We start from the raw sequence: 24,816 nt of genomic DNA on the forward strand, positions 1-24,816 counted from the left end.
CGCCCGTCCGACCCGCTCTCCCTGCCCGCCGTCAGACGCACGCCCGCCCCGCCGCCCTGCCCGCCGTCAGACGCCCGCCCCGCCCACCCGCCTACGGGACCGAGCCGCGTCAGCACCTGCGTGACCCCTTCGGGTGGCCGGTGCGCGCGCCGCTCGGGGGAGTGACCGCGGCACTGGTAGCCGTAGCGCATGCCGCTCACACCACCCCGGAACCCCTCCCCACGCGCGCGGTGGCTGCGCTCCGCCGTCCTGGTCGCCGCGTCGGCCGGTCTCGTCGCCGCAGCCCTTCCCGCGCCCGCGCCGCTGGGCATCGGAGACCCCCTCTTCCCGCACCTCGGCAACCCCGGCTACGACGTCGTCTCGTACGACATCGACCTCACCTACCCGGGCCGCAACACCGAACCGCTCGCCGCCGTGACCCGCATCGAGGCGCTGGTCACCGCGGACCTGGAGCGGATCAACCTGGACTTCACGCACGGGACGGTCTCCTCCGTCACCGTCGACGGAGAGCCGGCGGCCTTCGAGACCAGCGGCGAGGACCTGGTGATCACGCCCGCCGGGGCGACCGAGCGCGGCGACGCGCTGTCCATCGCGGTCACCCACACCAGCGACCCCCGCGGCCCCGCCGACGCGGGCGGCTGGGTCCGCACCGGCGACGGTCTCGCCCTGGCCAACCAGGCCGACGCCGCCCACCGGGTCTTCCCCTCCAACGACCACCCCGCCGACAAGGCGTACTTCACCTTCCGGATCACCGCGCCCAGCTCGCTGACGGCCGTGGCCAACGGCCTCCCCGCGGGCCGCACCACCGAAGGCTCCACCACCACCTGGACCTACCGCACGACCCACCCCATGGCCACCGAGCTGGCCCAGGTCTCCATCGGCCGTACCACCGTCGTCCACCGGACCGGGCCGCACGACCTGCCGCTGCGGGACGTGGTCCGCACCGCCGACCGTGACCTCCTGGAGCCCTGGCTCAAGCGCACCCCTGCCCACGTGGAGTGGATGGAGCGCCAGGTCGGCCCGTACCCCTTCGAGACCTACGGGCTGCTGATCGCCGACGTCGAAACCGGCTTCGAGCTGGAGACGCAGACCCTCTCTCTCTTCGAGAGAAGACTGTTCACCGAGCCCGGCTTCCCCGAGTGGTACGTCGACTCGGTCATGGTCCACGAGCTCGCGCACCACTGGTTCGGCAACAGCGTCTCTCCCCGTACCTGGTCCGACCTGTGGCTCAACGAGGGACACGCGAGCTGGTACGAGGCCCTGTACGCGGAGGAGACCGCCGGGCAGTCCCTGGAGCGCCGGATGAAGGCCGCGTACGCCGCCTCCGACGCCTGGCGCGCGGACGGCGGGCCGCCCGCCGCTCCCGAGCCGCCCACGCCCGGCCAGAAGATCAGCCTCTTCCGGCCCGTCGTCTACGACGGCAGCGCCCTGGTCCTCTACGCGCTGCGGAAGGAGATCGGCAAGGAGGCCTTCCAGCAGCTGCAGCGCCGGTGGGTGAGCGAGCACCGGGACGGCACGGCCTCCACCGCCGACTTCACCGCCCTCGCCGCCGAGATCGCGGGCCGTGACCTCACGTCCTTCTTCGCCGGCTGGCTCCACGCCGCGAAGACCCCGCCGATGCCCGGGCACCCGGACTGGCGCTCCCGGCCCGCGGGCCCGCCGCGGGGGGCCGTGAAGGGCGCGGTGAAACCGGGATGACGCGCCCGGGTCGCCCGTGTCACCATCGTCAGGTCGACGACACGGCCGGCCCGGGAATCTTTCCCCGCGGTCACGCGTTGTGATCGACGTAACGACTTTCCATCGACGTAAGGATCAAATGACCTCCTCTTCATCCCCTTCCCAGGACGAGCAGAGCTTCGCGGATTCGCGCCGCACCGAGAGCCTTCGGGCCGATGCCCTGATGGAAGAGGACGTCGCCTGGAGCCACGAGATCGACGGAGAGCGGGACGGCGATCAGTTCGACCGCTCCGAGCGCGCGGCTTTGCGGCGCGTGGCGGGCCTCTCCACCGAACTCGAGGACGTCACCGAGGTCGAGTACCGGCAGCTGCGCCTGGAGCGCGTCGTGCTGGTCGGCGTATGGACCTCGGGGACCGTTCAGGACGCGGAGAACTCCCTCGCGGAGCTCGCGGCCCTCGCCGAGACGGCGGGAGCCCTGGTGCTCGACGGCGTGATCCAGCGCCGTGACAAGCCGGACCCGGCCACGTTCATCGGCTCGGGCAAGGCACGCGAGCTGCGGGACATCGTGCTCGAGACCGGTGCCGACACCGTCGTCTGCGACGGCGAGCTCAGCCCCGGCCAGCTCATCGCCCTCGAAGACGTCGTCAAGGTCAAGGTGGTCGACCGGACCGCCCTGATCCTCGACATCTTCGCCCAGCACGCCAAGTCCAGAGAGGGCAAGGCGCAGGTCGCACTCGCGCAGATGCAGTACATGCTGCCGCGGCTGCGAGGCTGGGGTCAGTCGCTCTCCCGTCAGATGGGTGGCGGCGGCGGTGGCGGCATGGCCACCCGTGGTCCCGGTGAGACCAAGATCGAGACCGACCGGCGTCGGATCCGCGAGAAGATGGCGAAGATGCGCCGGGAGATCGCGGAGATGAAGACCGGCCGCGACATCAAGCGGCAGGAGCGGCGCCGTCACAAGGTGCCGTCGGTCGCCATCGCCGGATACACCAACGCCGGCAAGTCCTCCCTGCTCAACCGGCTGACCGGCGCGGGCGTGCTGGTGGAGAACGCACTGTTCGCCACCCTCGACCCGACCGTCCGCCGGGCCGAGACGCCGGGCGGCCGGGTGTACACCCTGGCCGACACCGTCGGGTTCGTACGGCACCTGCCGCACCACCTGGTCGAGGCGTTCCGCTCCACCATGGAGGAGGTCGGCGACTCCGACCTCATCCTGCACGTGGTGGACGGCTCGCACCCGGCACCGGAGGAGCAGCTGGCCGCCGTGCGCGAGGTGTTCCGCGACGTCGGCGCGGTGAACGTGCCGGAGGTCGTGGTCGTCAACAAGGCGGACGCGGCCGACCCGCTCGTCCTCCAGCGACTGATGCGCGCCGAGCGGCACGCCATCGCGGTCTCCGCCCGCACGGGCGAGGGCATCGCGGAGCTGCTCGCGCTCATCGACGCCGAGCTGCCGCGCCCGAAGGTCGAGATCGAGGCCCTCGTGCCGTACACGGAAGGCGGTCTCGTCTCCCGGGTGCACGCCGAGGGTGAGCTGCTCTCCGAGGAGCACACGCCGGAGGGCACGCTGCTCAAGGCACTCGTGCACGAAGAGCTCGCGGCGTTCCTCACGCCGTTCGTCCCGGCCGCGCACTGACCGGACCGTACGATCCGCCGGCCGCCCCACGGGGCGGCCGGCGACCGGCGAACAGCGGAAGGCCCCGCCCCTTCATCGGGGGCGGGGCCTTCCGCGTTGTCCGCGTCTCACATCCGGTCGGTGATCAGCGAGTCCGTACGGTGATCAGGAGGTCCGCACAGTCATCACCGGGCGCACGGTCATCACCGGGCGAACTTCTTGCTCACCATCTCGTGCGCGTCCTTCGCGCCCTTGCCCAGCTGCGGTCCCGCCAGCCAGCCGTTCCCGCCGGCCGGGCCGATCGAGGTGTTCGACACCAGCGCCGGCTTGCCGTTCGGCATGGTCCGGATCCAGCCGCCGCCCGAGGAGCCACCGGTCATGGTGCAGCCGATGCGGTACATGGTGGGCGTCGCGGGCGCTGTGGTCAGCCGGGTCGGCCGGTCGACGCACTTGTGCATGATCAGACCGTTGTACGGCGCCGCCGCCGGGTAGCCCCAGGCGCCCATGTAGCCCGCCCGGGAGTGGGCCGGGGCCGAGAAGTCGATCGGCAGCGCGACGCCGACGGTCTCCTCCAGGGACTTCTTGCCCTGCTGCGGCTTCACGTGCAGCACGGCGTAGTCGTACGGCCAGGCCGCGTTCGTACCGCCGCGGTTGATCCAGTCGCCCGAGGTCACGGCCCAGTCCGCCCAGTACTGACCGTACGGCGCGACCTCGTGCGGCTTCGCGTTGCGCAGCGCCGACGGCGACTTGCCGAGGTCGTTGTAGGCCGGCACGAAGGTGATGTTGCGGTACCAGCCGCCCCGCTGACCGGCGTGGACGCAGTGGCCGGCGGTCCACACCATGTTGGACTTCCCGGGACGGCGCGGGTCCTTCACGACCGTGCCGGAGCAGACCATGCTGCCCTGGGGCGAGTCGAAGAAGATCTTGCCGACCGGCGCCGCGTTGCGGTGGTACGGGGTCTTCTCCCGCTGCGCCTGGACGGGACGCGGCACGGGGTCGCTGCCCCCGGAGCCCGCCGCGGTCGTCATCGTCTGGTCCGGGCTCTTCGCGGTCTGCATGCGCTCGGCGTCCCAGAGGCCGTCGATCACGGGGTTGACGAAGTCCTCGGCCTCACGGAGCCAGGTGTCCTTGTCCCAGTTCCTCCACTCGCCCTCCTTCCACTTGTCCACGTCGACGCCGCGCTTCTTCAGCTTGTCGGCGAGGTCCTGGGGAAGGGCGGTGTCCGCGCCGCCGCCCGTGGCGGAAGCGCCGGCGCTGGGCGCCGCGGCGGGCTTGTCGGCCGCCGGAGTCTCGGTCGGACCGCAGGCCGTGGCCGTCAGCGCGAGCGCCGAGACCAGGCCGACGGTGGCCGACAGCAGTCGTATGGAACGCATGGTGTGGGGATCCCCCTGATGAAGTGCGGTGCGGTGGCGCGCGGTGAGCGGTCCGCGCGCCACACGCGGTGATGTCGTGGGAAGGGGCGGGACCTCGCAGGGTCCCGCCCCGGGCAGTCGCGGCCCAGGTCGTGTCCGGAAGGCCGGCCCGCGCGCCGTCGGGCGGGCGGCCGTCCTCACCGGACACTCCCTAGCGGCCGGCGAACTTCTTGCTGACCTCGTCGTAGACGCCCTTCGCCTCGGTTCCCAGCCGCGGACCGGCCAGCCAGCCGGCCGTCACCGGGCCGATCGAGGTGTTGGACACCAGCGCCGGCCGGCCGTCCCGGCCCTCGGCGACCCAGCCGCCACCGGACGAACCACCGGTCATGGTGCAGCCGATGCGGTACATCGTCGGCTGCTCCGCCTTGACCGAGAGACGGCCCGGCTTGTCCTGGCACTGGTACATCTTCTGGCCGTCGAACGGCGGACCCGCCGGGTAGCCGATCGCCGTCATGTCCGCGATCTTCGCCGCCGTCGGAGCGTTGAACTCGACGGGCAGCGCCGAACCGACCGTCTCCTCCAGCGACTTGCTCGTGCCACCCTTCTCGGGGGTCACATGGATGACGGCGAAGTCGTACGGCGCGCCCTGGCCGCCGGTCGCGGCACCCTCCGAGATCCACTGCTCGGAGGTCTGCGCCCAGTCGCCCCACCACACGCCGTACGGCGCGACCTGCTCACGTGTCGCGTTCTGCAACTGCGCGGTCGGCAGGGACTTGTCGTTGTACGAGGGGACGAAGGCGATGTTGCGGTACCAGCCGCCCTTCTTGCCCGCGTGCACGCAATGGCCCGCCGTCCAGACCATGTTGGACTTGCCGGGGTTGGCCGGGTCCTGCACGACGGTGGCCGAGCAGACCATCGATCCCTCGGGCCCGTCGAAGAACACCTTGCCCGCCTCGGGGGCGTTGGAGTGGTACGGCGCCGGCACACCCTTCGCGCGGACCGGCACGGGCGTCGGGTCGGTGACCCCCTTGTCGCCCTGGAGGTCCTCCTCCTCGACCGGCTTGTCGGGTCGCTGGGCGTCGCGCATCCGATCCGGGTCCCAGAGGTCCTCGATGATCGGGTTGACGTAGTCCTTGGCCTCACGCAGCCACTTGTCGCGGTCCCAGTTCTTCCACTCGCCGTCCCTCCACTTGTCCAGGTCGATCCCGTGCTCCTTGAGCCGGTCCTTCAGATCGTCCGGAATCGTGATCTTGTCGGCGGTGGACGGACTCGTGGGCGCGGCGGGCTTGTCGCCCGCGTTCTCCTCGCTCGGACCGCAGGCCGTCGCCGTCAGCGTCAAGGCCGCGACGGCTGCGGCCGCGGCCAGCAGCGGACGAATCGATCGCATCTCGTGATCCCCCTGGGACTACGTCAACTTGTGCATGAGTGAACTGTGGTGGCGCCGTCGCCGACGCCGAAAGTGCGGCCCCCACTATGCCGGTGCCGGAGGGGACGGTACGCGACAGGTCCACGGTTCCGGCTTGGGCAGGACGTTGCCGGGTCGTGATCCCCGTCGCATCAAGGTTCTTGGGATTCTCCCGTGATCCTTGGCAGTTCCCGTCGTTGGTACGTACGGGGGACGCAGAGGGAGCGTTCAGTCATGCCGTTCGCGGCGGGCAGCAACGTACCGATGTGCAACGCAACTGTTACAGCGGGAGGACACCGAGCCGTGGCCGTGACCGAACCAGCTCCGGCCGTACCGTCGGCCGCGCCGACCCCTCACGCGGAGCGCCGGGCCGCCGAGGGAGCCGCCCTCGAAGGCATCCTGCGGCGCCAGTCGCTGCGCGAATCCGCCGCGCGCACCTACGCGCGCTCGCTGCCGATCGTCCCCGTCCGGGCCAGAGGCCTGACCATCGAGGGCGCGGACGGGCGGCGTTATCTGGACTGCCTCTCCGGCGCCGGGACCCTGGCGCTCGGACACAACCACCCGGTGGTCCTCGAAGCCATCAAGAAGGTCCTCGACTCCGGAGCCCCCCTCCATGTCCTCGACCTCGCGACCCCGGTCAAGGACGCCTTCACCACCGAGCTGTTCGCGACGCTGCCCGCCGGACTCGCCGAGAACGCGCGCATCCAGTTCTGCGGGCCCGCCGGGACGGACGCCGTCGAGGCCGCGCTGAAACTCGTCCGCACGGCCACCGGCCGCAACGGGCTGCTCAGCTTCACCGGCGCCTACCACGGCATGACGGCCGGCGCCCTGGACGCCTCCGGGGGCGCCACGGACGTACGGGTCGCCCGGCTGCCCTACCCGCAGGACTACCGCTGCCCCTTCGGCGTCGGCGGCGCACGCGGCGCCGAACTGGCCGCGCGCTGGACGGAGAACCTCCTCGACGACCCCAAGAGCGGGGTGCCGAGGCCGGCCGCGATGATCCTGGAACCGGTGCAGGGGGAAGGCGGTGTCATCCCCGCCCCCGACGAGTGGATGCGCCGCATGCGGGAGATCACCGCCGCCCGCTCCATCCCGCTCATCGCCGACGAGGTCCAGACGGGCGTCGGCCGCACCGGAGCCTTCTGGGCCGTCGAGCACAGCGGTGTCGTCCCCGACGTCATGGTCCTCTCCAAGGCCATCGGCGGCTCCCTGCCGCTCGCGGTCGTCGTCTACCGCGCGGAGCTCGACGCCTGGGAGCCCGGGGCCCACGCGGGCACGTTCCGCGGCAATCAACTCGCCATGGCCGCCGGCGCCGCCACCCTCGCGTACGTACGGGAGAACCGGCTCGCCGACCGTGCGGCCACGCTCGGCGCCCGGATGCTCGCCCGCCTCCAGGGCCTCGCCGCCGTCCACCCCTGCATCGGCGACGTGCGCGGCAGAGGCCTCATGATCGGCGTCGAACTGGTGGACCCGGACAGCGCCGACACCGGCGCCTCCGTCCCCCCGGTCGACACGGCGCTGGCCGTGGCCGTCCAGCAGGAATGCCTGGACCGAGGGCTCATCGTCGAACTCGGCGGCCGCCACGCGGGTGTCGTACGGCTCCTGCCCCCGCTCACCCTCACCGACGAGCAGGCCGAAGCCGTCCTCGACCGCTTCGCCGACGCCCTGGCCGCCGCCGAGCGCGCCCACCGGGCGCGACCGGCCGCGCCCGACGCGCGCCCGCGGTACGCCGTCGGAGCCACCGGACCTGCCGCCGTCGGACCCACCGGACCCGCCGGACCGTCCCACTGATCCCGGACCGCCCCCGGAACCCTCACAAGGAACCCCCGTGAACGCCAGCCCCGCCTCCGAAGCGTCCGCCACCGGCAGCGCCGCCCCCGGCCCCCTCGCCGTCGAGCAGGCCACCGTCCCGCGCCAGCACTCCGGTCCGTACGACACCCGGCCCACGCCCGCCCGGACGGTCGCGGGCGCCACCGCCGCCCCGCAGGACCATCTCGACGACCCCGACCCGCAGCGCGCCGCCGACGCGGCGACCATCGAGAACCTGCTGCGTTGCTGGGTACGGGAGAAGAACCTGCCCGCCCCGGGCTCGGCCACCCTGCGCATCCCGCTCGAAGCCAGCGGCGCCGCCCTTCTCGTCCCGGTCATCTACTGGTCCGCCACCGGATGGCACCGCTTCGGCCCTCCCGCCCTCGAAGGCCTGCACGCCACCGCCCCCCTCGTCGACGCGGTCACCGTCGCCGCCCTGATCAGCCGCGAGACCGGCCGCCCCGAAGGCACCGAACTCGTCGGCCGCGTCGCCGACTCGGCCCGGCGCACCACCGACTTCATCACCGAGCGGCGGCGCCGGCCGAGCCCCGGCCCGGAGGCGGACCTCTTCCTCACCGCCGAGCAGTCCCTGCTCCTCGGCCACCCGCTGCACCCGACCCCCAAGAGCCGCGAAGGCCTCTCCGACGCCGAGGCCCGGCTCTACTCACCCGAGCTGTACGGCTCCTTCCCACTCCACTGGATGGCCGTCGACCGCTCGGTGCTCGCCTCCGACTCCGCCTGGACCGAACAGGGCCGCCCGGTCAGCGCCGCCCAGCTCGCCACCGGTCTCGCCGACGGCCTCCACCTGCCCACCGGTACCGTCCCGTTGCCCCTGCACCCCTGGCAGGCCCGCGAACTGACCCACCGGCCCGCCGTCGCCGCCCTGCTCGACACCGGGCTGCTCCGCGACCTCGGGCCGTCCGGCGCCGCCTGGCACCCGACCTCCTCCGTCCGCACGGTGCACCGGCCCGGCGCGCGCACGATGCTGAAGCTCTCGCTCGGCGTCCGCATCACCAACTCCCGCCGTGAGAACCTCCGCAAGGAGCTGCACCGCGGCGTCGAGGTCCACCGCCTCCTGCGCACGGGCCTCGTCGACCAGTGGCAGGCCGCCCACCCCGGCTTCGACATCGTCCGCGACCCCGCCTGGCTCGCCGTCGACGCCCCGGACGGCGCGCCCGTCCCCGGCCTCGACGTCATGATCCGGCACAACCCCTTCGCCGCCGGCGACGACGCCGTCTGCGTCGCCGCCCTCACCGCGCCCCGCCCCTGGCCCGGCACCACGCGGATGCGCTCCCGGCTCACCGACCTCGTCACCCGGCTCGCCGCCCGCACCGGCCGCCCGACCACGGCCGTCGCCGCGGAGTGGTTCCTGCGCTACCTCGACCAGGTCGTCCGCCCCGTCCTCTGGCTCGACGGCGTCGCCGGAGTGGCCCTGGAGGCCCACCAGCAGAACACCCTGGTGCTCCTCGACCCGGACGGCTGGCCGATCGGCGGGCGGTACCGCGACAACCAGGGCTACTACTTCCGCGAGTCCCGGCGCGACGAGCTGGAGAGCCGGCTCCCCGGCATCGGCGCCACCAGCGACACCTTCGTCTCCGACCAGGTCACCGACGAACGCTTCGCGTACTACCTCGGCATCAACAACGTCCTCGGGCTCATCGGGGCCTTCGGCTCCCAGCACCTCGCCGACGAGCGGGTCCTGCTCGCCGGGTTCCGCCAGTTCCTCACCTCCGCCATCAGCCTCGGCTCGCCGCTGCCGCACCGACTCCTGGAGGCCGCCACCCTGCGCTGCAAGGCCAACCTCCTCACCCGTCTGCACGGCCTCGACGAACTGGTCGGCCCCGTCGACACCCAGTCCGTGTACGTCGCCATCACCAACCCCCTGCGTTCCTGAGGCCCCGCCCGGCCGTGCCGCACCGGGCCACCGTCCGACCGAACCGGAACCGCCGAGAGGAGAGCCCCACCGTGCCTCCCGCCGACGCGCGCCCCGCCACCGACACGGGCGGCGACGACACCCTGGACCTGCACCTCCCGGACGAACTCCTCGCCCTGATCGCGGCCGGCGAAGTTGCGCCCGCCACGGCCGGCGAAGGTCCGCCCGCCACGGACGGCGACCTGCTCGACGCGGTCGCCTCCTGGGGACCGGTCGCCACCGCCGTCGGCTCGTTCCACCTCGTACCGGTCCGGCTCGATCGCGACCTCGCCCTCATCGCCCGGTGGATGAACGACCCGGCCGTCGCGGCCTTCTGGGAGCTCGCCGGGCCGGAGTCCGTCACGGCCGCCCACATCCGCGCCCAACTCGACGGCGACGGCCGCAGTGTGCCCTGTCTCGGGCTCCTCGACTCCACGCCCATGAGCTACTTCGAGATCTACCGCGCCGACCTCGACCCGCTCGCCCGGCACTACCCGGCCCGCCCGCACGACACCGGCCTCCACCTCCTCCTCGGCGGCGTCACCGACCGAGGCCGGGGAGTCGGCACCGCGCTGCTCCGCGCCGTCGCCGATCTCGCGCTCGACCACCGTCCCCGGTGCACCCGCGTCCTCGCCGAACCCGATCTGCGCAACACGCCGTCCGTAGCAGCCTTCCTGAGCGCGGGCTTCCGCCTCTCCTGCGAAGTCGACCTGCCCGACAAGCGAGCCGCCCTCATGGTCCGCGACCGCGCCCTCCGTCACGTCCTGTGAACGTCTCCCCGCCTTGCACAGAACGCTCGACCCACAGTGGTTCCCACCCAGAGGAGTCCCCGTGCCGATGTCCCCTGCCACCCACGACTCCGTACTGCTCGCACCGCCCGAGCTGACCCCCGAGGCCTGGAACCGGGCCGCCGCCCGTCTGCTCACCAAGACCATCGCCGAGTTCGCGTACGAAGAGATCATCGAGCCGCTCCCGACCGACGAGTCCGCGGCCGACAGTGCCTCCGAAGCCACGGACCAGGGCCCCACCGGCCCCCGCCCCTACGCGCTCCGCCTCGACGACGGCTCGTCCCTGACCTTCACCGCCCGCCGGGGTTCCTACGGGAGCTGGCGGCTCACCCCCGACTCGCTGGCGCTCGACGGGCGGCCGCTGACCGACCCCCTCGACTTCCTCGTCCGCGCCCGCCGCCTCCTGAACCTCGACGGCGCCACACTCGGCCACCTGATCCGCGAGCTCACCACCACCCTCGCCGCCGACGCCCGCCTCGACCAGGCGGCGCTCACCGCCGACCGGCTCGCCGACCTCGGATACGCCGAACTCGAAGGTCACCAGACCGGCCACCCCTGGCTCGTCCTCAACAAGGGCCGGATCGGGTTCTCCGCCACCGACGCCGCCCACTGGGCCCCCGAAGCCCGCCGCCCCGCGCGCCTCCCCTGGATCGCCGTCAGCACCGACCTCGCCTCCTACCGCGGAGTCCCCGGCCTCGACACCCCGGACCGGCTCTACGACCGCGAACTCGACGACGAGGTCCGCGCGACCTACCGCGCCACGCTGCGGGCCCGCGGCCTCGACCCCGACCGGTACCTCCTCCTGCCCGTCCACCCCTGGCAGTGGGACGAGATCGTCCTGCCGCTCTACGCCCCCGCCGTCGCGGCCGGCGCGATCGTCGCGCTGCCCGCCGACGGCGACCTGCGGGTGCCGCAGCAGTCCATCCGCACCTTCCTCAACACCAGCAGGCCCGACCGCCACACCGTGAAACTGCCGCTGTCCGTGCTCAACACCCTCGTCTGGCGCGGACTCCCCACGGAGCGGACCCTCGCCGCCCCCGCCGTCACCGCCTGGGTCCACGGGCTCCGCGACGCGGACCCCTTCCTGCGCGACGAGTGCGGGGTGGTCCTGCTCGGCGAAGTCGCCTCGGTCACCGTCGAGCACCCCCTCTACGACCGACTGCCCGAGGTCCCGTACCAGTACAAGGAACTCCTCGGCGCGATCTGGCGCGAACCCCTCAGGCTCCCGCCCGGCGAACGCGCCCGGACCCTGGCCTCCCTGCTGCACACGGATCCGCACGGCCGCTCCTTCGTCGCCGAGCTCGTCGAGCGGTCCGGGCTCGCCCCCACCGCCTGGCTCCAGCGGCTCTTCGCCGCCCTGCTCCCCCCGCTGCTGCACTTCCTCTACCAGTACGGAACGGTCTTCTCCCCGCACGGCGAGAACGCCATCGTCGTCTTCGACGACAGTGACGTTCCCGTACGCCTGGCGATCAAGGACTTCGTCGACGACGTCAACATCAGCGCCCACCCGCTGCCCGAGCACGACCCCATGCCCGACGACGTCCGGGCCGTCCTGCTCACCGAGGAGCCCGGCTTCCTCACCCAGTTCATCCATTCAGGGCTGTTCGTCGGCGTCTTCCGCTACCTCTCGCCGCTCTGCGAGGACCAACTCGGCGTTCCGGAAGCAGACTTCTGGGCCCTCGTACGGGCCGAGATCGTCCGCCACCAGACGCGCTTCCCCGAGCTGAAGGAACGGTTCGAGCTCTTCGATCTCCTCGTCCCGCGGATCGAGCGGCTCTGTCTCAACCGGAACCGTCTCCACCTCGACGGCTACCGCGACCGCCCCCAGCGGCCGCACGCCGCCGTCCACGGAACGGTGCCGAACCCGCTCGCGTGATCCGACTGTCGGTGCCGCGCCGTAGGGTGGACGCGCTATGACGAAGCCATCCCTCCCCGATCTCCTGCACGCCGCCGTCTCCGCCGTCGGCGGGACGGAGCGCCCCGGCCAGGTCACCATGGCCGAGGCCGTTGCCGAGGCCATCGACGACAGCTCCCACCTGCTGGTCCAGGCCGGCACCGGCACCGGAAAGTCCCTCGGCTATCTGGTGCCGGCACTGGCACACGGCGAGCGCGTGGTGGTCGCCACGGCCACCCTGGCGCTCCAGCGCCAGCTGGTCGAGCGCGACCTTCCGCGCACGGTCGAGGCGCTGCACCCGCAGCTGCGCCGCCGGCCGGAGTTCGCGATGCTCAAGGGGCGGTCGAACTACCTCTGTCTCCACCGCCTCCACGAGGGCGTGCCCCAGGACGAGGAGGAGGGGCTCTTCGACCCCTTCGAGGCGGCGGCCCCCACCAGCAAGCTCGGGCAGGACCTGCTGCGGCTCCGCGACTGGTCGGACGAGACGGAGACGGGCGACCGGGACGCCCTGACCCCCGGTGTCTCGGACCGCGCCTGGGCCCAGGTCTCGGTCTCCTCCCGCGAGTGCCTGGGCGCGACCAAGTGCGCGTACGGGGCCGAGTGCTTCGCCGAGGCCGCCCGGGAGCGGGCCAAGCTGGCGGACGTCGTCGTCACCAACCACGCCCTGCTCGCCATCGACGCGATCGAGGGCGCGCCGGTGCTGCCGCAGCACGAGGTGCTGATCGTGGACGAGGCCCACGAGCTCGTCTCCCGGGTCACCGGCGTCGCCACCGGCGAGCTCACCCCCGGCCAGGTCAACCGCGCGGTCCGCCGGGCGGCGAAGCTGGTCGACGAGAAGGTCGCCGACCAGCTCCAGACGGCGGCGGAGGGCTTCGAGCGGCTGATGGAGCTGGCCCTCCCGGGCCGTCTCGAAGAGGTCCCCGAGGACCTCGGCTACGCGCTGATGGCGCTGCGGGACGCTTCACGCGCGGTGATCTCCGCGCTCGGCACCACCCGGGACAAGTCCGTCGGGGACGAGGACGCCGTCCGCAAGCAGGCCCTCGCTTTCGTGGAGAGCGTCCACTCCGTCGCCGAGCGCATCACCCAGGGCTCCGAGTGGGACGTCGTCTGGTACGAACGCCACGACCGTTTCGGCGCCTCCCTGAGGGTCGCCCCGCTCTCCGTGTCGGGGCTGCTGCGCGAGAAGCTCTTCGCGGACCGCTCCGTGGTCCTCACCTCGGCCACCCTGAAGCTGGGCGGCGACTTCAACGGGGTCGGCGCCTCCCTGGGGCTCGCTCCGGAGGGCACCCAGGGCGAGGACATCCCGGAGTGGAAGGGCGTCGACGTCGGCTCCCCCTTCGACTACCCCAGGCAGGGGATCCTCTACGTCGCCAAGCACCTGGCCCGCCCCGCGCGGGACGGCGACCGGACGGACATGCTGGACGAGCTCACGGAGCTGGTGCAGGCGGCGGGCGGCCGGACGCTCGGTCTGTTCTCCTCGATGCGCGCCGCCCAGCTCGCCGCCGAGGAGCTGCGCACCCGGATCCCGGAGTTCCCGATCCTCCTCCAGGGCGAGGACACGCTCGGTGAACTGATCAAGAACTTCGCCGCCGACCCGCAGACGTGCCTCTTCGGCACGCTCTCGCTCTGGCAGGGCGTGGACGTCCCGGGGGCCAGCTGCCAGCTGGTCGTCATGGACAAGATCCCCTTCCCGCGCCCCGACGACCCGCTGATGAGCGCCCGCCAGAAGGCGGTGGAGGACGCGGGCGGGAACGGCTTCATGGCCGTCGCCGCCACGCACGCGGCCCTGCTGATGGCCCAGGGCGCCGGACGTCTCGTACGGGCCACCGGAGACCGGGGCGTGGTCGCCGTACTCGATCCGAGGCTGGCCACGGCCCGGTACGGCAGCTATCTGAAGGCGTCACTGCCCGACTTCTGGTACACGACGGACCGTAACCAGGTGCGGAAGTCGTTGGCGGCGATCGACGCCGCTTCGAAGGCGGCGGAAGCCTGAGGGTCGGTACGCGGACCGGGTTCTGCCGTGGCACGGCAGAACCCGGCTGCCAGGACCCGAGTGAGCGGGACTCGGGAGACCTCGGCTGACGACAGAGCAGGGCCCCGGGACCGGCGCAGTGGGTCCCGGGGCCCGGTCAGAGCCGGCCAGGTGGGGTCACACCCGCCGCAGTACCGCCACGACCTTGCCGAGGATGGTGGCCTCGTCACCAGGGATCGGCTGGTACGCCGCGTTGTGCGGCAGCAGCCAGACGTGGCCGTCCTCGCGCTTGAAGCGCTTGACCGTGGCTTCGCCGTCGAGCATGGCGGCGACGATGTCTCCGTTCTCGGCGACCGGCTGGCGCCGGACGGTGACCCAGTCCCCGTCGCAGATCGCTGCCTCGATCATCGAGTCACCGACGACCTTCAGGACGAAGAGCTCGCCGTCACCCACGAGCTGCCGGGGGAGCGGGAAGACGTCCTCCACCGACTCCTCGGCGAGGATCGGGCCACCGGCGGCGATCCGGCCGACGAGCGGCACGTACGACGCGGCGGGCTTGCCGGTCGTGTCCGTCGGCTGCGTGCTCGGCTGGTCCGAGCCGCGCACCTCGTACGCCCGGGGGCGGTGCGGGTCGCGGCGCAGGAAGCCCTTGCGCTCCAGCGCCATCAGCTGATGCGCGACGGAGGACGTGCTGGAGAGGCCCACCGCCTGACCGATCTCACGCATCGACGGGGGGTATCCGCGGCGCTGGACCGAGTCCCGGATGACCTCGATGACCCTGCGCTGGCGGTCGGTGAGGCCGGAGCTGTCGGCCCTGATGCCTGGAGGTCGTCCGGGCAAGGAGCGCGTAGGTCGGCCAGGCTCGCCGTCCCCGTTCATGGCTGCGTCATTCATGGCATGCACCGGCTCGAGTCGGCCCTGGGAGCGGTCCTGGGCAGTGATGGTGGCACTGTCTGCGGTGGTGGTCACGTCGGCGGCCCCTCTCGAATGGTCTCCCTCGCTGGCACAACGGTAGTGGCTTTCGAAAGGTTGCGCCAAACACACGTTCGAGTGAAAAAACGCAGATTGCCTTACCTGTGTGTGCGGCTGGGTGTATATGCGGGCCCGGGCGCCGGTGCCAATTCGGGTCATGACGCTACCGTTCGGCGGTGCGCCGCACGCGGGCGGGGGTGCCGTCCCAGTCTCGCACCCGGCGGCCCCGAATCGGCGGCGGCGCGCGCTTCCCGTACCCTCGTGGCCGGTCGCGCATCCGGAGGCCGCGCGACACGCGCGAAGTGCCGGAAAACCGCCCCAACCCCAGATCTAGTGGTTGGATTGGATCAGCCGCCTACAAGTTGTGGTCCCCGGTCTTCCGGGGGTACCCGCATCGCCTATGCTGGTGGTCGCTTCGAGGGCCTTGACGGGCCCGGTGGGGCTTTTCAGTCGTGCCGTGAGGGAGGGTCGGAACCATGCATTGCCCCTTCTGCAGGCACCCCGACAGCCGTGTCGTCGACAGTCGCACCACCGACGACGGGACGTCGATCCGACGCCGCCGCCAGTGCCCCGACTGCTCCCGTCGTTTCACGACGGTGGAGACGTGCTCGCTCATGGTCGTGAAGCGCTCGGGCGTGACCGAACCCTTCAGCCGTACCAAGGTCATCTCCGGCGTCCGCAAGGCGTGCCAGGGGCGACCCGTGACCGAGGACGCCCTCGCCAAGCTCGGCCAGCGGGTCGAGGAGGCGGTGCGCGCCACCGGGAGCGCCGAGCTGACCACCCACGACGTGGGTCTGGCCATCCTCGGCCCGTTGCAGGAGCTCGACCTCGTCGCGTACCTGCGCTTCGCATCCGTGTACAAGGCTTTCGAGAGCCTCGACGACTTCGAGGCCGCCGTCGCGGAACTCCGCGAGCGACGGCCCTCCGGGGAGAACAGCGGGACCGGAGCGACCCCCGAGGTCCCCGTTCCCGCCACCGCCGCCGACTGACCGGCGGACCGGGCCGAGGGCCCGGTCGTGGCCGGTCGCGTCGCGGCCGAGAAAGACGTGTCACGAGCGCTCCGACGAGGGCTCGCGGCAGCAGACAAAGAAGACAGTGCCCTGGGATTAACTGGGCATTTAAGTGTGTTTTGCCCGTATATGGGAGGCGGCATGACAGAGACGGCGAGCGGTCCGGCACGAGGTTCCCGCGCCAAGGGAGCCAAGGCGAGCAAGGGCCTGCGCATCGAGCGCATCCACACCACCCCCGGCGTGCACCCGTACGACGAGGTGGTCTGGGAGCGCCGTGACGTCGTCATGACCAACTGGCGCGACGGCTCGGTCAACTTCGAGCAGCGTGGCGTCGAGTTCCCCGACTTCTGGTCGGTGAACGCGGTCAACATCGTCACCAGCAAGTACTTCCGGGGGGCCGTCGGCACCCCGCAGCGCGAGACCGGTCTCAAGCAGCTCATCGACCGGATCGTGAAGACCTACACGAAGGCCGGCGAGGAGTACGGCTACTTCGCCTCGCCCGCCGACGCCGAGATCTTCGAGCACGAGCTGGCCTACGCCCTCCTGCACCAGATCTTCAGCTTCAACTCCCCGGTGTGGTTCAACGTGGGCACGCCGCAGCCCCAGCAGGTCTCCGCCTGCTTCATCCTGTCCGTCGACGACTCCATGGAGTCGATCCTCGACTGGTACAAGGAAGAGGGCATGATCTTCAAGGGCGGCTCCGGCGCCGGCCTGAACCTCTCCCGCATCCGCTCCTCCAAGGAGCTGCTCTCCTCCGGCGGCAACGCCTCCGGCCCGGTCTCCTTCATGCGAGGCGCCGACGCCTCCGCGGGAACGATCAAGTCGGGCGGCGCCACGCGCCGTGCGGCCAAGATGGTCATCCTCGACGTCGACCACCCCGACATCGAGGACTTCATCGAGACCAAGGTCAAGGAGGAGGAGAAGATCCGCGCCCTGCGCGACGCGGGCTTCGACATGGACCTGGGCGGCGACGACATCACGTCCGTCCAGTACCAGAACGCCAACAACTCGGTCCGCGTGAACGACACGTTCATGAAGGCGGTCGAGGAGGGCGGGAAGTTCGGCCTGACGTCCCGCATGACCGGTGAGGTCATCGAGGAGGTCGACGCCAAGTCGCTCTTCCGCAAGATGGCCGAGGCCGCGTGGGCCTGCGCCGACCCGGGCATCCAGTACGACGACACGATCAACCGCTGGCACACCTGCCCCGAGTCCGGCCGGATCAACGGCTCGAACCCGTGCAGCGAGTACATGCACCTGGACAACACGTCCTGCAACCTCGCCTCGCTGAACCTGATGAAGTTCCTCAAGGACGACGGCAAGGGCAACCAGTCGTTCGACGTCGAGCGCTTCGCCAAGGTCGTCGAGCTGGTCATCACCGCGATGGACATCTCCATCTGCTTCGCCGACTTCCCCACGCAGAAGATCGGCGAGAACACCCGCGCCTTCCGCCAGCTGGGCATCGGCTACGCCAACCTCGGTGCCCTGCTCATGGCCACCGGCCACGCGTACGACTCCGACGGCGGCCGCGCCCTGGCCGGTGCCATCACCTCGCTGATGACCGGCACCTCGTACAAGCGCTCCGCCGAGCTCGCCGCGGTGGTCGGTCCGTACGACGGCTACGCCCGCAACGCCGAGCCGCACCAGCGCGTCATGAAGCAGCACGCCGACGCGAACACCGTGGCCGTCCGCATGGACGACCTGGACTCGCCGATCTGGGCCGCCGCCACGGAGGCCTGGCAGGACGTGGTCCGCCTCGGCGCCAAGAACGGCTTCCGCAACGCGCAGGCCTCGGTCATCGCGCCGACCGGCACCATCGGTCTCGCGATGTCCTGCGACACCACCGGCCTCGAGCCCGACCTCGCCCTGGTCAAGTTCAAGAAGCTGGTCGGCGGCGGCTCGATGCAGATCGTCAACGGCACCGTCCCGCAGGCCCTGCGCCGCCTGGGTTACCAGGAGGAGCAGATCGAGGCGATCGTCGCCCACATCGCCGAGCACGGCAACGTGATCGACGCTCCCAGCCTGAAGACCGAGCACTACGAGGTCTTCGACTGCGCCATGGGCGAGCGTTCCATCTCCGCGATGGGTCACGTCCGCATGATGGCGGCCATCCAGCCGTGGATCTCCGGCGCCCTCTCCAAGACCGTGAACCTGCCGGAGACGGCCACGGTCGAGGACGTCGAGGAGGTCTACTTCGAGGCCTGGAAGATGGGCGTCAAGGCGCTCGCCATCTACCGCGACAACTGCAAGGTCGGCCAGCCGCTCTCCGCCAAGACCAAGGACAAGGAGAAGGCCGAGGTCACCGCGAAGGCGGAGGAGACGATCCGCGAGGCCGTCGAGAAGGTCGTCGAGTACCGCCCGGTCCGCAAGCGTCTGCCCAAGGGCCGTCCGGGGATCACCACCTCCTTCACGGTCGGCGGGGCCGAGGGCTACATGACCGCCAACTCCTACCCGGACGACGGTCTCGGCGAGGTCTTCCTGAAGATGTCGAAGCAGGGCTCGACCCTCGCCGGCATGATGGACGCCTTCTCCATCGCCGTCTCCGTCGGTCTGCAGTACGGCGTCCCCCTGGAGACGTACGTCTCGAAGTTCACCAACATGCGCTTCGAGCCGGCCGGCATGACGGACGACCCGGACGTGCGGATGGCGCAGTCGATCGTCGACTACATCTTCCGCCGCCTGGCGTTGGACTTCCTGCCCTTCGAGACCCGCTCCGCGCTCGGCATCCACTCGGCCGAGGAGCGCCAGCGGCACCTGGAGACGGGCTCGTACGAGGCCACCGACGACGAGGTGGACGTCGAGGGCCTGGCCCAGTCCGCCCCGCGTCAGACGGAGACCCTGAAGGCCGTCTCGACCCCGCCGAAGGCGGAGGTCCCGGCCCCGCAGCAGGCGCACACCTCGGCGGAGCTCGTCGAGATGCAGCTGGGCATCAGCGCGGACGCGCCGCTCTGCTTCTCCTGCGGGACGAAGATGCAGCGGGCCGGCTCCTGCTACATCTGCGAGGGCTGCGGCTCGACCAGCGGCTGCAGCTGATCCGTCGGCTGAACGGTGAATGAGAAGGGGACCGGCCGTGGGCCGGTCCCCTTCCTCGTTCGTGCCCGGTCCGGGGTCAGGCCGGGCGGGCGCCCATCAGGGCCGTGAAGGACTGCGGGTCCGTGTCGAAGCCGCGCAGCACGGACCGGTAGGACCAGCCGTCCGTCCCCTCGCGGGTGAACTCCACCACCGTCGCCGCCGTGGCTCCGGCGACGTCGTCGAAGCTGTGGGCGGCGAGCTCGGTGTAGCCCTCGCGCACCCGCACACCGGTGTTGGAGATGTCGCCGAACGTCCGCCGTCCGGTGCCCTGCTGTATGGCCACTCCCACCACCACGCGCGCGTAGAGCGGCGCCAGCCGGTCCAACTCCAGGACCATGGCCTCGTCGTAGCCGAAGCCCTGGCCCGTTCGGCTGTCCCGGGTCAGTGTGATCGTGCCGTCGGGGGAGCGGCTGTCGAAGTGCACCAGATAGGCGGGCGCACCGTACGGTTCGTCCGCCGTGTAGACCCCGGCGATGATGTCCAGATCGTGCGCCGCCGCGCCGATCGGACTGGGGTCCCACTTGAGCGTCACCTCGACCTTGCCGACCCCCTTGTTGAGTCCGCTCACCGTGAATTCCCTCTCTCCGTACGACTGGTACCGCGGGCCCGGTCAACTGCCCATGGTCTGAGACCGGTTGTTCATGGTGTCATGCGCACTCGGCGCGAGAAGCGGGGTGGCGGAGGGTGAATGCCCCGTACGATGGCGCCGTGCTGGTCAAGTGGACTCGCTGCACCGTGGTGGACCGTCGGGGGTTCGAGCGGGGACAGCGGAAATGGGCGGGGTTGCTGGGCGAGCCGGGATTCCGGGGCCAGGGCGGCGGGTGGAGCCGGGCACGGCCCGGTGTCGTCGCCCACGTCTTCTCGTTCTGGGAGAGCCGCGCCTTCTACGACTCGTTCATGGCGCGCTCCCACGACCGGCTCGCGGCCACGCAGTCGGGCTCGTACAAGGATCTCCAGGTCAAGCTCTTCGACCACCGCTTCGACGTGAAGACGGGCTTCGAGCCGCGGTTCACGGACGCCGACGTCGCGCGCGTGGCGCACTGCCGCGTCCACGAGGACCGCGTCGAGCACTTCGCGCTGATGCAGGAGAAGGTGTGGAACCCGGCGATGGCCGGTTCCCCCGGGATGCTGCGCGGGGTGTTCGGGGAGGCGCCGGGGAACGAGTTCGTGGTGCTCTCGATGTGGCGGTCCGCCGCCGAGCACGGGAAGTACCGCGTGGAGCGCGTCGAACGCCTCGGGCTGCGGGCCCAGACGGACGCCGACGTGGCCGCGCTGAGCGGGGACGTGGTGCAGCTCGAGTCGACCTGGACGGTGTGATCGCCCCTCGGCGGGATCCGCGGTGGCACGAGGGCTCCGAGATCCGTCGGCGTGAGGGCTCCGAGCCACGGCGACACGAGGTTCCGGGACTCGCGCGGGCACGAGGGCTCCGAGCCACGGCGACACGAGGGCTCCGAAGCCCCGCGCCGCCGGTTCCGCCCGCGTACGCCGGATGGGCGCCGGACACCTCCTCGGTCGAGCCCGGCCGGAGCGGGCGATCTAGGGTCGTGGCATGGCACGACCGCGGCGCATAGTCCTCGTACGGCACGGAGAGTCCGAAGGCAATGCCGACGACACGGTGTACGAAAGGGAGCCCGACCATGCGCTCAGGCTCACCGAGACCGGTCTGCGGCAGGCCCGGGAGACGGGGGAGCGGCTGCGGGAGCTGTTCGGGGAGGAACAGGTCAGCGTGTACGTCTCGCCCTACCGCCGCACGCACGAGACGCTCCGGGAGTTCCGGCTCGACCCCGAGCGGGTCCGGGTGCGCGAGGAGCCGCGGCTGCGGGAGCAGGACTGGGGGAACTGGCAGGACCGGGAGGACGTACGGCTCCAGAAGGCGTACCGGGACGCTTACGGGCACTTCTTCTACCGCTTCGCGCAGGGGGAGTCAGGGGCCGACGTGTACGACCGGGTCGGGGCGTTCCTGGAGAGCCTGTACCGCAGCTTCGAGGCACCGGACCACCCGGAGAACGTCCTGCTGGTGACCCACGGGCTGACCATGCGGCTGTTCTGCATGCGGTGGTTCCACTGGACCGTGGCCGACTTCGAGTCGCTCTCCAACCCCGGCAACGGCGAGACGCGGACGCTGCTGCTCGGCGCGGACGGCAGATACGGCCTGGACCGGCCGTTCGAGCGCTGGCGCACCCCGGAACCGTACGGCCACACCGGATAGAGTGGTGGAGCGATGACCGCTGACTCCTCTCTCGACCGGCGCTTCGAACGCGCCCTGGCCAGCCTCCGAGGTCTGGCCGTGGGAGACGCCCTGGGCTCCCAGTTCTTCGTCCCCGTCAACTATCCGCTGCTCAAGCGACGCGAGCTGCCGCCGGGCCCCTGGCAGTGGACCGACGACACCGAGATGGCCGGCTCGGTCCTCGACGTGCTCGTGCGGCACGCGCGGATCGACCAGGACGCGCTCGCGCAGGCGTTCGCCGACCACCACGACTTCGACCGGGGCTACGGCCCCGCGGTCAACCGGATGCTCCGGCTCATCCGGGAGGGCGGCGACTGGCGCGAGCTGGCGTCCGCGCTCTTCAACGGGCAGGGCTCGTGGGGCAACGGCGCCGCGATGCGCATCGCCCCGCTCGGTGCCTGGTACGCCGACGACCCCGAGCAGGCGACCCATCAGGCCGAGATCTCCGCGTACACCACGCACCAGCACCGCGAGGCCGTCGTGGGCGCCATGGCCGTGGCGGCCGCGGCCGCGTTCGCCGCGGATCCGGCGGGCCCGCCCACACCCACGGACCTCCTGGACGGGGTGATCGCCCTCGTCCCGCGCAGCGCCGTCGGCGCGGGGCTGCGCCGGGCCCGCGACATGCTCGACTACGGCGACGCCGGCACGGTCGCGGCGGTGCTGGGCAGTGGGCGCCGCACCAGCGCCCACGACACCGTGCCGTTCGCGCTCTGGTCGGCGGCCCGTGCGCTCGGCGACTACGAGCAGGTGTTCTGGACGACCGCCCAGGTCGGCGGCGACGTCGACACCACCTGCGCGATCGCCGGCGGTGTCGTGGCCTCCGGTACGGCCGGCGCGCCGCCCGCGGCCTGGCTGGAGCGCACGGAGGAACTCCCGGCCTGGCTGCCGACGACCGTCCGGCCCTGAGCGGGCGGGTCGTCCCGAGGAGCCGACCGTCCCGGGGAGCCGGTGCGCCGACCGTCCGTCCCAGAGCGGGCGGGCCGTCGTCGAGCCGCCGCGCCGCCGTACCCACGGGCCGGGTCGATGAGTGTCACGGTCCTGCCACAGCGGTGTCCAGCCGGGTTTCGAGGGCCGGACCGCCGTTAGAGTCGGCCACTCCGCAGCGCTGATCATGACGAGAGCGCGCCGACGCGACACCCGGACCGCAGCCCTCCGCCGTCATGGCACCGCGCGCGAGCCGGGTCGGGAGGGGGTCCCGTGTCCGACATACCGTCCGATCCACCACCGCAGGACAGAGCTCGGCCCGTCAGCGAGCCCACGGCCGCGCCGTCCGGGGGTACGCCTGCGCCCGGTGCCGTACCGCCTGGTGCCGCGCCGTCCGGGGGTACGCCTCCGCCCGGTGCCGTACCGCCTGGCGCCGTGCCGCCCGGGCCGAACCAGTCACCGCACTGGCCGCCCCGCCCGCGGGCCGCAGCGGCCACCGGGGGGAAGGGTGGCCCGCCGCCGTACCCGTGGGCGCCGCCGCCCGCACCCCCCGGCGACACCTGGCTCACCCGGCTGCGCCCGGCCGCGCCGGCCCGGGCGACCGTCCCGACGCTCGGCGCCGTCGCGGCGACCGCCGTGCTCTGCGCCCTGCTCCTCGGCGAGGGCCTCGGCGTCAACCTGGTGATCGTGGCCGTTCCGGCGGTCCTCGCCGCCGCCTTCGCCGCGCGGGCGGCCGGCCGCCGACTGCGTCCCTGGACGCTGGTCTGGGCGATCGGCGGCCTCGCGCTCCTCACCGTTCCGGCTCTGCGCGACGCCGGCTGGCCGATCTTCCTCGCCCTCGTCACCGCGCTCGGCGTGACCGCCCTCGCCCTGCACGGCGGCCGGGGCTGGCCGAGCGTGCTCCTCGCGCCCCTCGGCCTCTTCGACTCCCTCGGCTCCGGCACGGCCTGGGTCTGGCACGGCGTCCGCGACCGGGCGGCAGGCTCCCGCGGCCGGTGGGGTCCGGTCGTGCGGACCGTCGGGGTGGCCGTCGCGCTGCTCGTCGTCTTCGGCGCGCTGTTCGCCGGCGCCGACGCCGCCTTCGCCGACCTGCTCGGCTCCCTGATGCCCGACATCTCGCTGGAGCAGGCGCCCTGGCGACTCTCGCTCTTCCTGCTCGGGCTCTTCGGCGCCGTCGCCCTCGCCCGTACCGCCGCCGCGCCCCTGCGCTGGGACAAGATGGCGATCCGTCCCGGCCGGGCCCGCGCCCGACTGGAGTGGGCCCTTCCGCTCATCGTCCTCAACGTGCTCTTCGCGGCCTTCAACGCGGTCCAACTCGCCGTTCTCTTCGGCGGGTACGACAAGGTCCTCAGCGAGACCGGTCTCACCTACGCCGCGTACGCCCGGCAGGGCTTCTGGCAGCTGCTGACGGCCACTCTGCTCACCCTCGTGGTGATCGGTCTGGCCCTGCGCTGGGCTCCGCGCGCGGACGCCCGCGACCGCACGCTCGTCCGAGCCGTCCTCGGCATCCTGTGCGCCCTCACGCTCGTCGTGGTCGCCTCCGCGCTGCGCAGGATGGACCTGTACGTGGACGCGTACGGGCTCACCCGGCTGCGCGTCTCGGTGGCCGCCATGGAGATCTGGCTGGGCCTGGTCATTCTGCTGATCATGGCCGCCGGGATCTTCGGCGCCCGGCTGCTCCCCCGCGCCGTGGCCGTGAGCGCCGCCGCGGGCGTCCTCGCCTTCGGCCTTGCCTCGCCCGACGCCCTCGTCGCCGAACGCAACGTCGAGCGGTTCAGCAGCTCCGAGAAGATCGACATTCCGTACCTCGCCGGGCTGTCCGCGGACGCCGTGCCCGCACTCGACCGGCTGCCGGAGCCGCAGCGCTCGTGCGCCCTTCTGAGCATCGAGGCGCGTCTGCGCGCCGACGACGACGGAGGCTGGTACGCCACCAGTTGGTCGAAGGAGCGGGCCCGCAGGCTCCTGGAGGTGCGGGGGATCGACCGGACCCCGGCCGAGTGCGGAGCGGCGAGCAGGGACGACGACTACGACCCGTACGGCAACGGAGATCCGTACGGCGATCCGTACGACGACCCGTATGCCGATCCGTACGAGACCCCGTGACATCCGGACGTCCGTCACGCACGCCGCCGCGTCGCCGTGCATCCCGGTTCCGTAACCCCTGACCTGTGCGTTCGGTCGCGGACGGGGCCG

General features: G+C 71.9%; 17 protein-coding genes. 13 read left to right on the forward strand and 4 right to left on the reverse strand.

The window, feature by feature from the left end; genetic code table 11:
* Window positions 1–189 precede the first annotated feature (189 nt).
* Together ACIPPS_RS30545 and hflX are read left to right on the forward strand one after the other, a co-directional pair.
* Entirely contained in the window at window positions 190–1,698 is a 1,509-nt protein-coding gene (locus tag ACIPPS_RS30545; protein ID WP_401438746.1) for a M1 family metallopeptidase, read from the forward strand.
* Between the two features lie 118 nt (window positions 1,699–1,816).
* Window positions 1,817–3,310: a GTPase HflX gene (hflX, locus tag ACIPPS_RS30550; RefSeq protein WP_401438749.1), complete on the forward strand. Its 1,494-nt coding sequence runs from the start codon at window positions 1,817–1,819 to the stop codon at window positions 3,308–3,310.
* A 182-nt stretch (window positions 3,311–3,492) separates the two neighbouring features.
* Here the strand turns inward: hflX and ACIPPS_RS30555 are convergent, their stop codons facing one another.
* The gene (locus tag ACIPPS_RS30555; protein WP_401438752.1) at window positions 3,493–4,662 is read right to left on the reverse strand and encodes a trypsin-like serine peptidase; all 1,170 of its coding nucleotides are present in this window, start codon (window positions 4,660–4,662) and stop codon (window positions 3,493–3,495) included.
* A 190-nt stretch (window positions 4,663–4,852) separates the two neighbouring features.
* Window positions 4,853–6,028 (reverse strand): trypsin-like serine peptidase, encoded by a 1,176-nt coding sequence (locus ACIPPS_RS30560; RefSeq protein ID WP_401438755.1) that lies wholly within the window; start codon window positions 6,026–6,028, stop codon window positions 4,853–4,855.
* 321 nt (window positions 6,029–6,349) lie between these two features.
* On the opposite strand from ACIPPS_RS30560, the gene ACIPPS_RS30565 reads away from it, so the two are divergent.
* The 5 genes from ACIPPS_RS30565 (at window position 6,350) to ACIPPS_RS30585 (ending at window position 14,442) form a co-directional block, all read left to right on the forward strand.
* Window positions 6,350–7,837, forward strand: a complete 1,488-nt coding sequence (locus tag ACIPPS_RS30565) for a diaminobutyrate--2-oxoglutarate transaminase family protein (protein ID WP_401438758.1) — start codon at window positions 6,350–6,352, stop codon at window positions 7,835–7,837.
* Between the two features lie 37 nt (window positions 7,838–7,874).
* Window positions 7,875–9,749 (forward strand): IucA/IucC family protein, encoded by a 1,875-nt coding sequence (locus tag ACIPPS_RS30570; RefSeq protein WP_401438761.1) that lies wholly within the window; start codon window positions 7,875–7,877, stop codon window positions 9,747–9,749.
* A gap of 71 nt (window positions 9,750–9,820) precedes the next feature.
* Entirely contained in the window at window positions 9,821–10,537 is a 717-nt protein-coding gene (locus tag ACIPPS_RS30575; RefSeq protein WP_401438763.1) for a GNAT family N-acetyltransferase, read from the forward strand.
* A gap of 61 nt (window positions 10,538–10,598) precedes the next feature.
* Entirely contained in the window at window positions 10,599–12,431 is a 1,833-nt protein-coding gene (locus ACIPPS_RS30580; RefSeq protein WP_401438766.1) for an IucA/IucC family protein, read from the forward strand.
* Window positions 12,432–12,468: 37 nt separating this feature from the next.
* Complete coding sequence (locus ACIPPS_RS30585; protein WP_401438769.1) at window positions 12,469–14,442, forward strand: ATP-dependent DNA helicase; 1,974 nt, start codon at window positions 12,469–12,471, stop codon at window positions 14,440–14,442.
* 156 nt (window positions 14,443–14,598) lie between these two features.
* Here the strand turns inward: ACIPPS_RS30585 and lexA are convergent, their stop codons facing one another.
* On the reverse strand, window positions 14,599–15,390 hold the full coding sequence (gene lexA / locus ACIPPS_RS30590) for a transcriptional repressor LexA (RefSeq protein WP_329115078.1): 792 nt from the start codon (window positions 15,388–15,390) through the stop codon (window positions 14,599–14,601).
* A gap of 479 nt (window positions 15,391–15,869) precedes the next feature.
* On the opposite strand from lexA, the gene nrdR reads away from it, so the two are divergent.
* Window positions 15,870–16,382, forward strand: coding sequence for a transcriptional regulator NrdR (nrdR, locus tag ACIPPS_RS30595; protein WP_401438772.1), 513 nt, complete (start codon window positions 15,870–15,872; stop codon window positions 16,380–16,382).
* Window positions 16,383–16,544: 162 nt separating this feature from the next.
* Window positions 16,545–19,433, forward strand: a complete 2,889-nt coding sequence (locus tag ACIPPS_RS30600) for a vitamin B12-dependent ribonucleotide reductase (protein ID WP_401438775.1) — start codon at window positions 16,545–16,547, stop codon at window positions 19,431–19,433.
* Window positions 19,434–19,509: 76 nt separating this feature from the next.
* Here the strand turns inward: ACIPPS_RS30600 and ACIPPS_RS30605 are convergent, their stop codons facing one another.
* A complete protein-coding gene (locus ACIPPS_RS30605; RefSeq protein WP_401438778.1) occupies window positions 19,510–20,040 on the reverse strand; it encodes a TerD family protein in 531 nt (176 codons plus the stop codon).
* 140 nt (window positions 20,041–20,180) lie between these two features.
* Here ACIPPS_RS30605 and ACIPPS_RS30610 point away from each other — a divergent pair, with 140 nt between their 5' ends.
* The 4 genes from ACIPPS_RS30610 to ACIPPS_RS30625 all read left to right on the forward strand — a co-directional run bounded on the left by ACIPPS_RS30610 (window position 20,181) and on the right by ACIPPS_RS30625 (window position 24,726).
* Window positions 20,181–20,789 (forward strand): YdbC family protein, encoded by a 609-nt coding sequence (locus ACIPPS_RS30610; protein ID WP_401438781.1) that lies wholly within the window; start codon window positions 20,181–20,183, stop codon window positions 20,787–20,789.
* Window positions 20,790–21,021: 232 nt separating this feature from the next.
* On the forward strand, window positions 21,022–21,681 hold the full coding sequence (locus ACIPPS_RS30615) for a histidine phosphatase family protein (protein ID WP_401438784.1): 660 nt from the start codon (window positions 21,022–21,024) through the stop codon (window positions 21,679–21,681).
* A 12-nt stretch (window positions 21,682–21,693) separates the two neighbouring features.
* A complete protein-coding gene (locus ACIPPS_RS30620; RefSeq protein WP_401438787.1) occupies window positions 21,694–22,605 on the forward strand; it encodes an ADP-ribosylglycohydrolase family protein in 912 nt (303 codons plus the stop codon).
* Between the two features lie 291 nt (window positions 22,606–22,896).
* On the forward strand, window positions 22,897–24,726 hold the full coding sequence (locus ACIPPS_RS30625) for a DUF4153 domain-containing protein (protein WP_401438789.1): 1,830 nt from the start codon (window positions 22,897–22,899) through the stop codon (window positions 24,724–24,726).
* Window positions 24,727–24,816 lie beyond the last annotated feature (90 nt).

The sequence above is a fragment of the Streptomyces sp. NPDC090127 genome (genome assembly GCF_044746945.1).
In the GTDB taxonomy this organism is placed as follows: Bacteria; Actinomycetota; Actinomycetes; order Streptomycetales; family Streptomycetaceae; genus Streptomyces.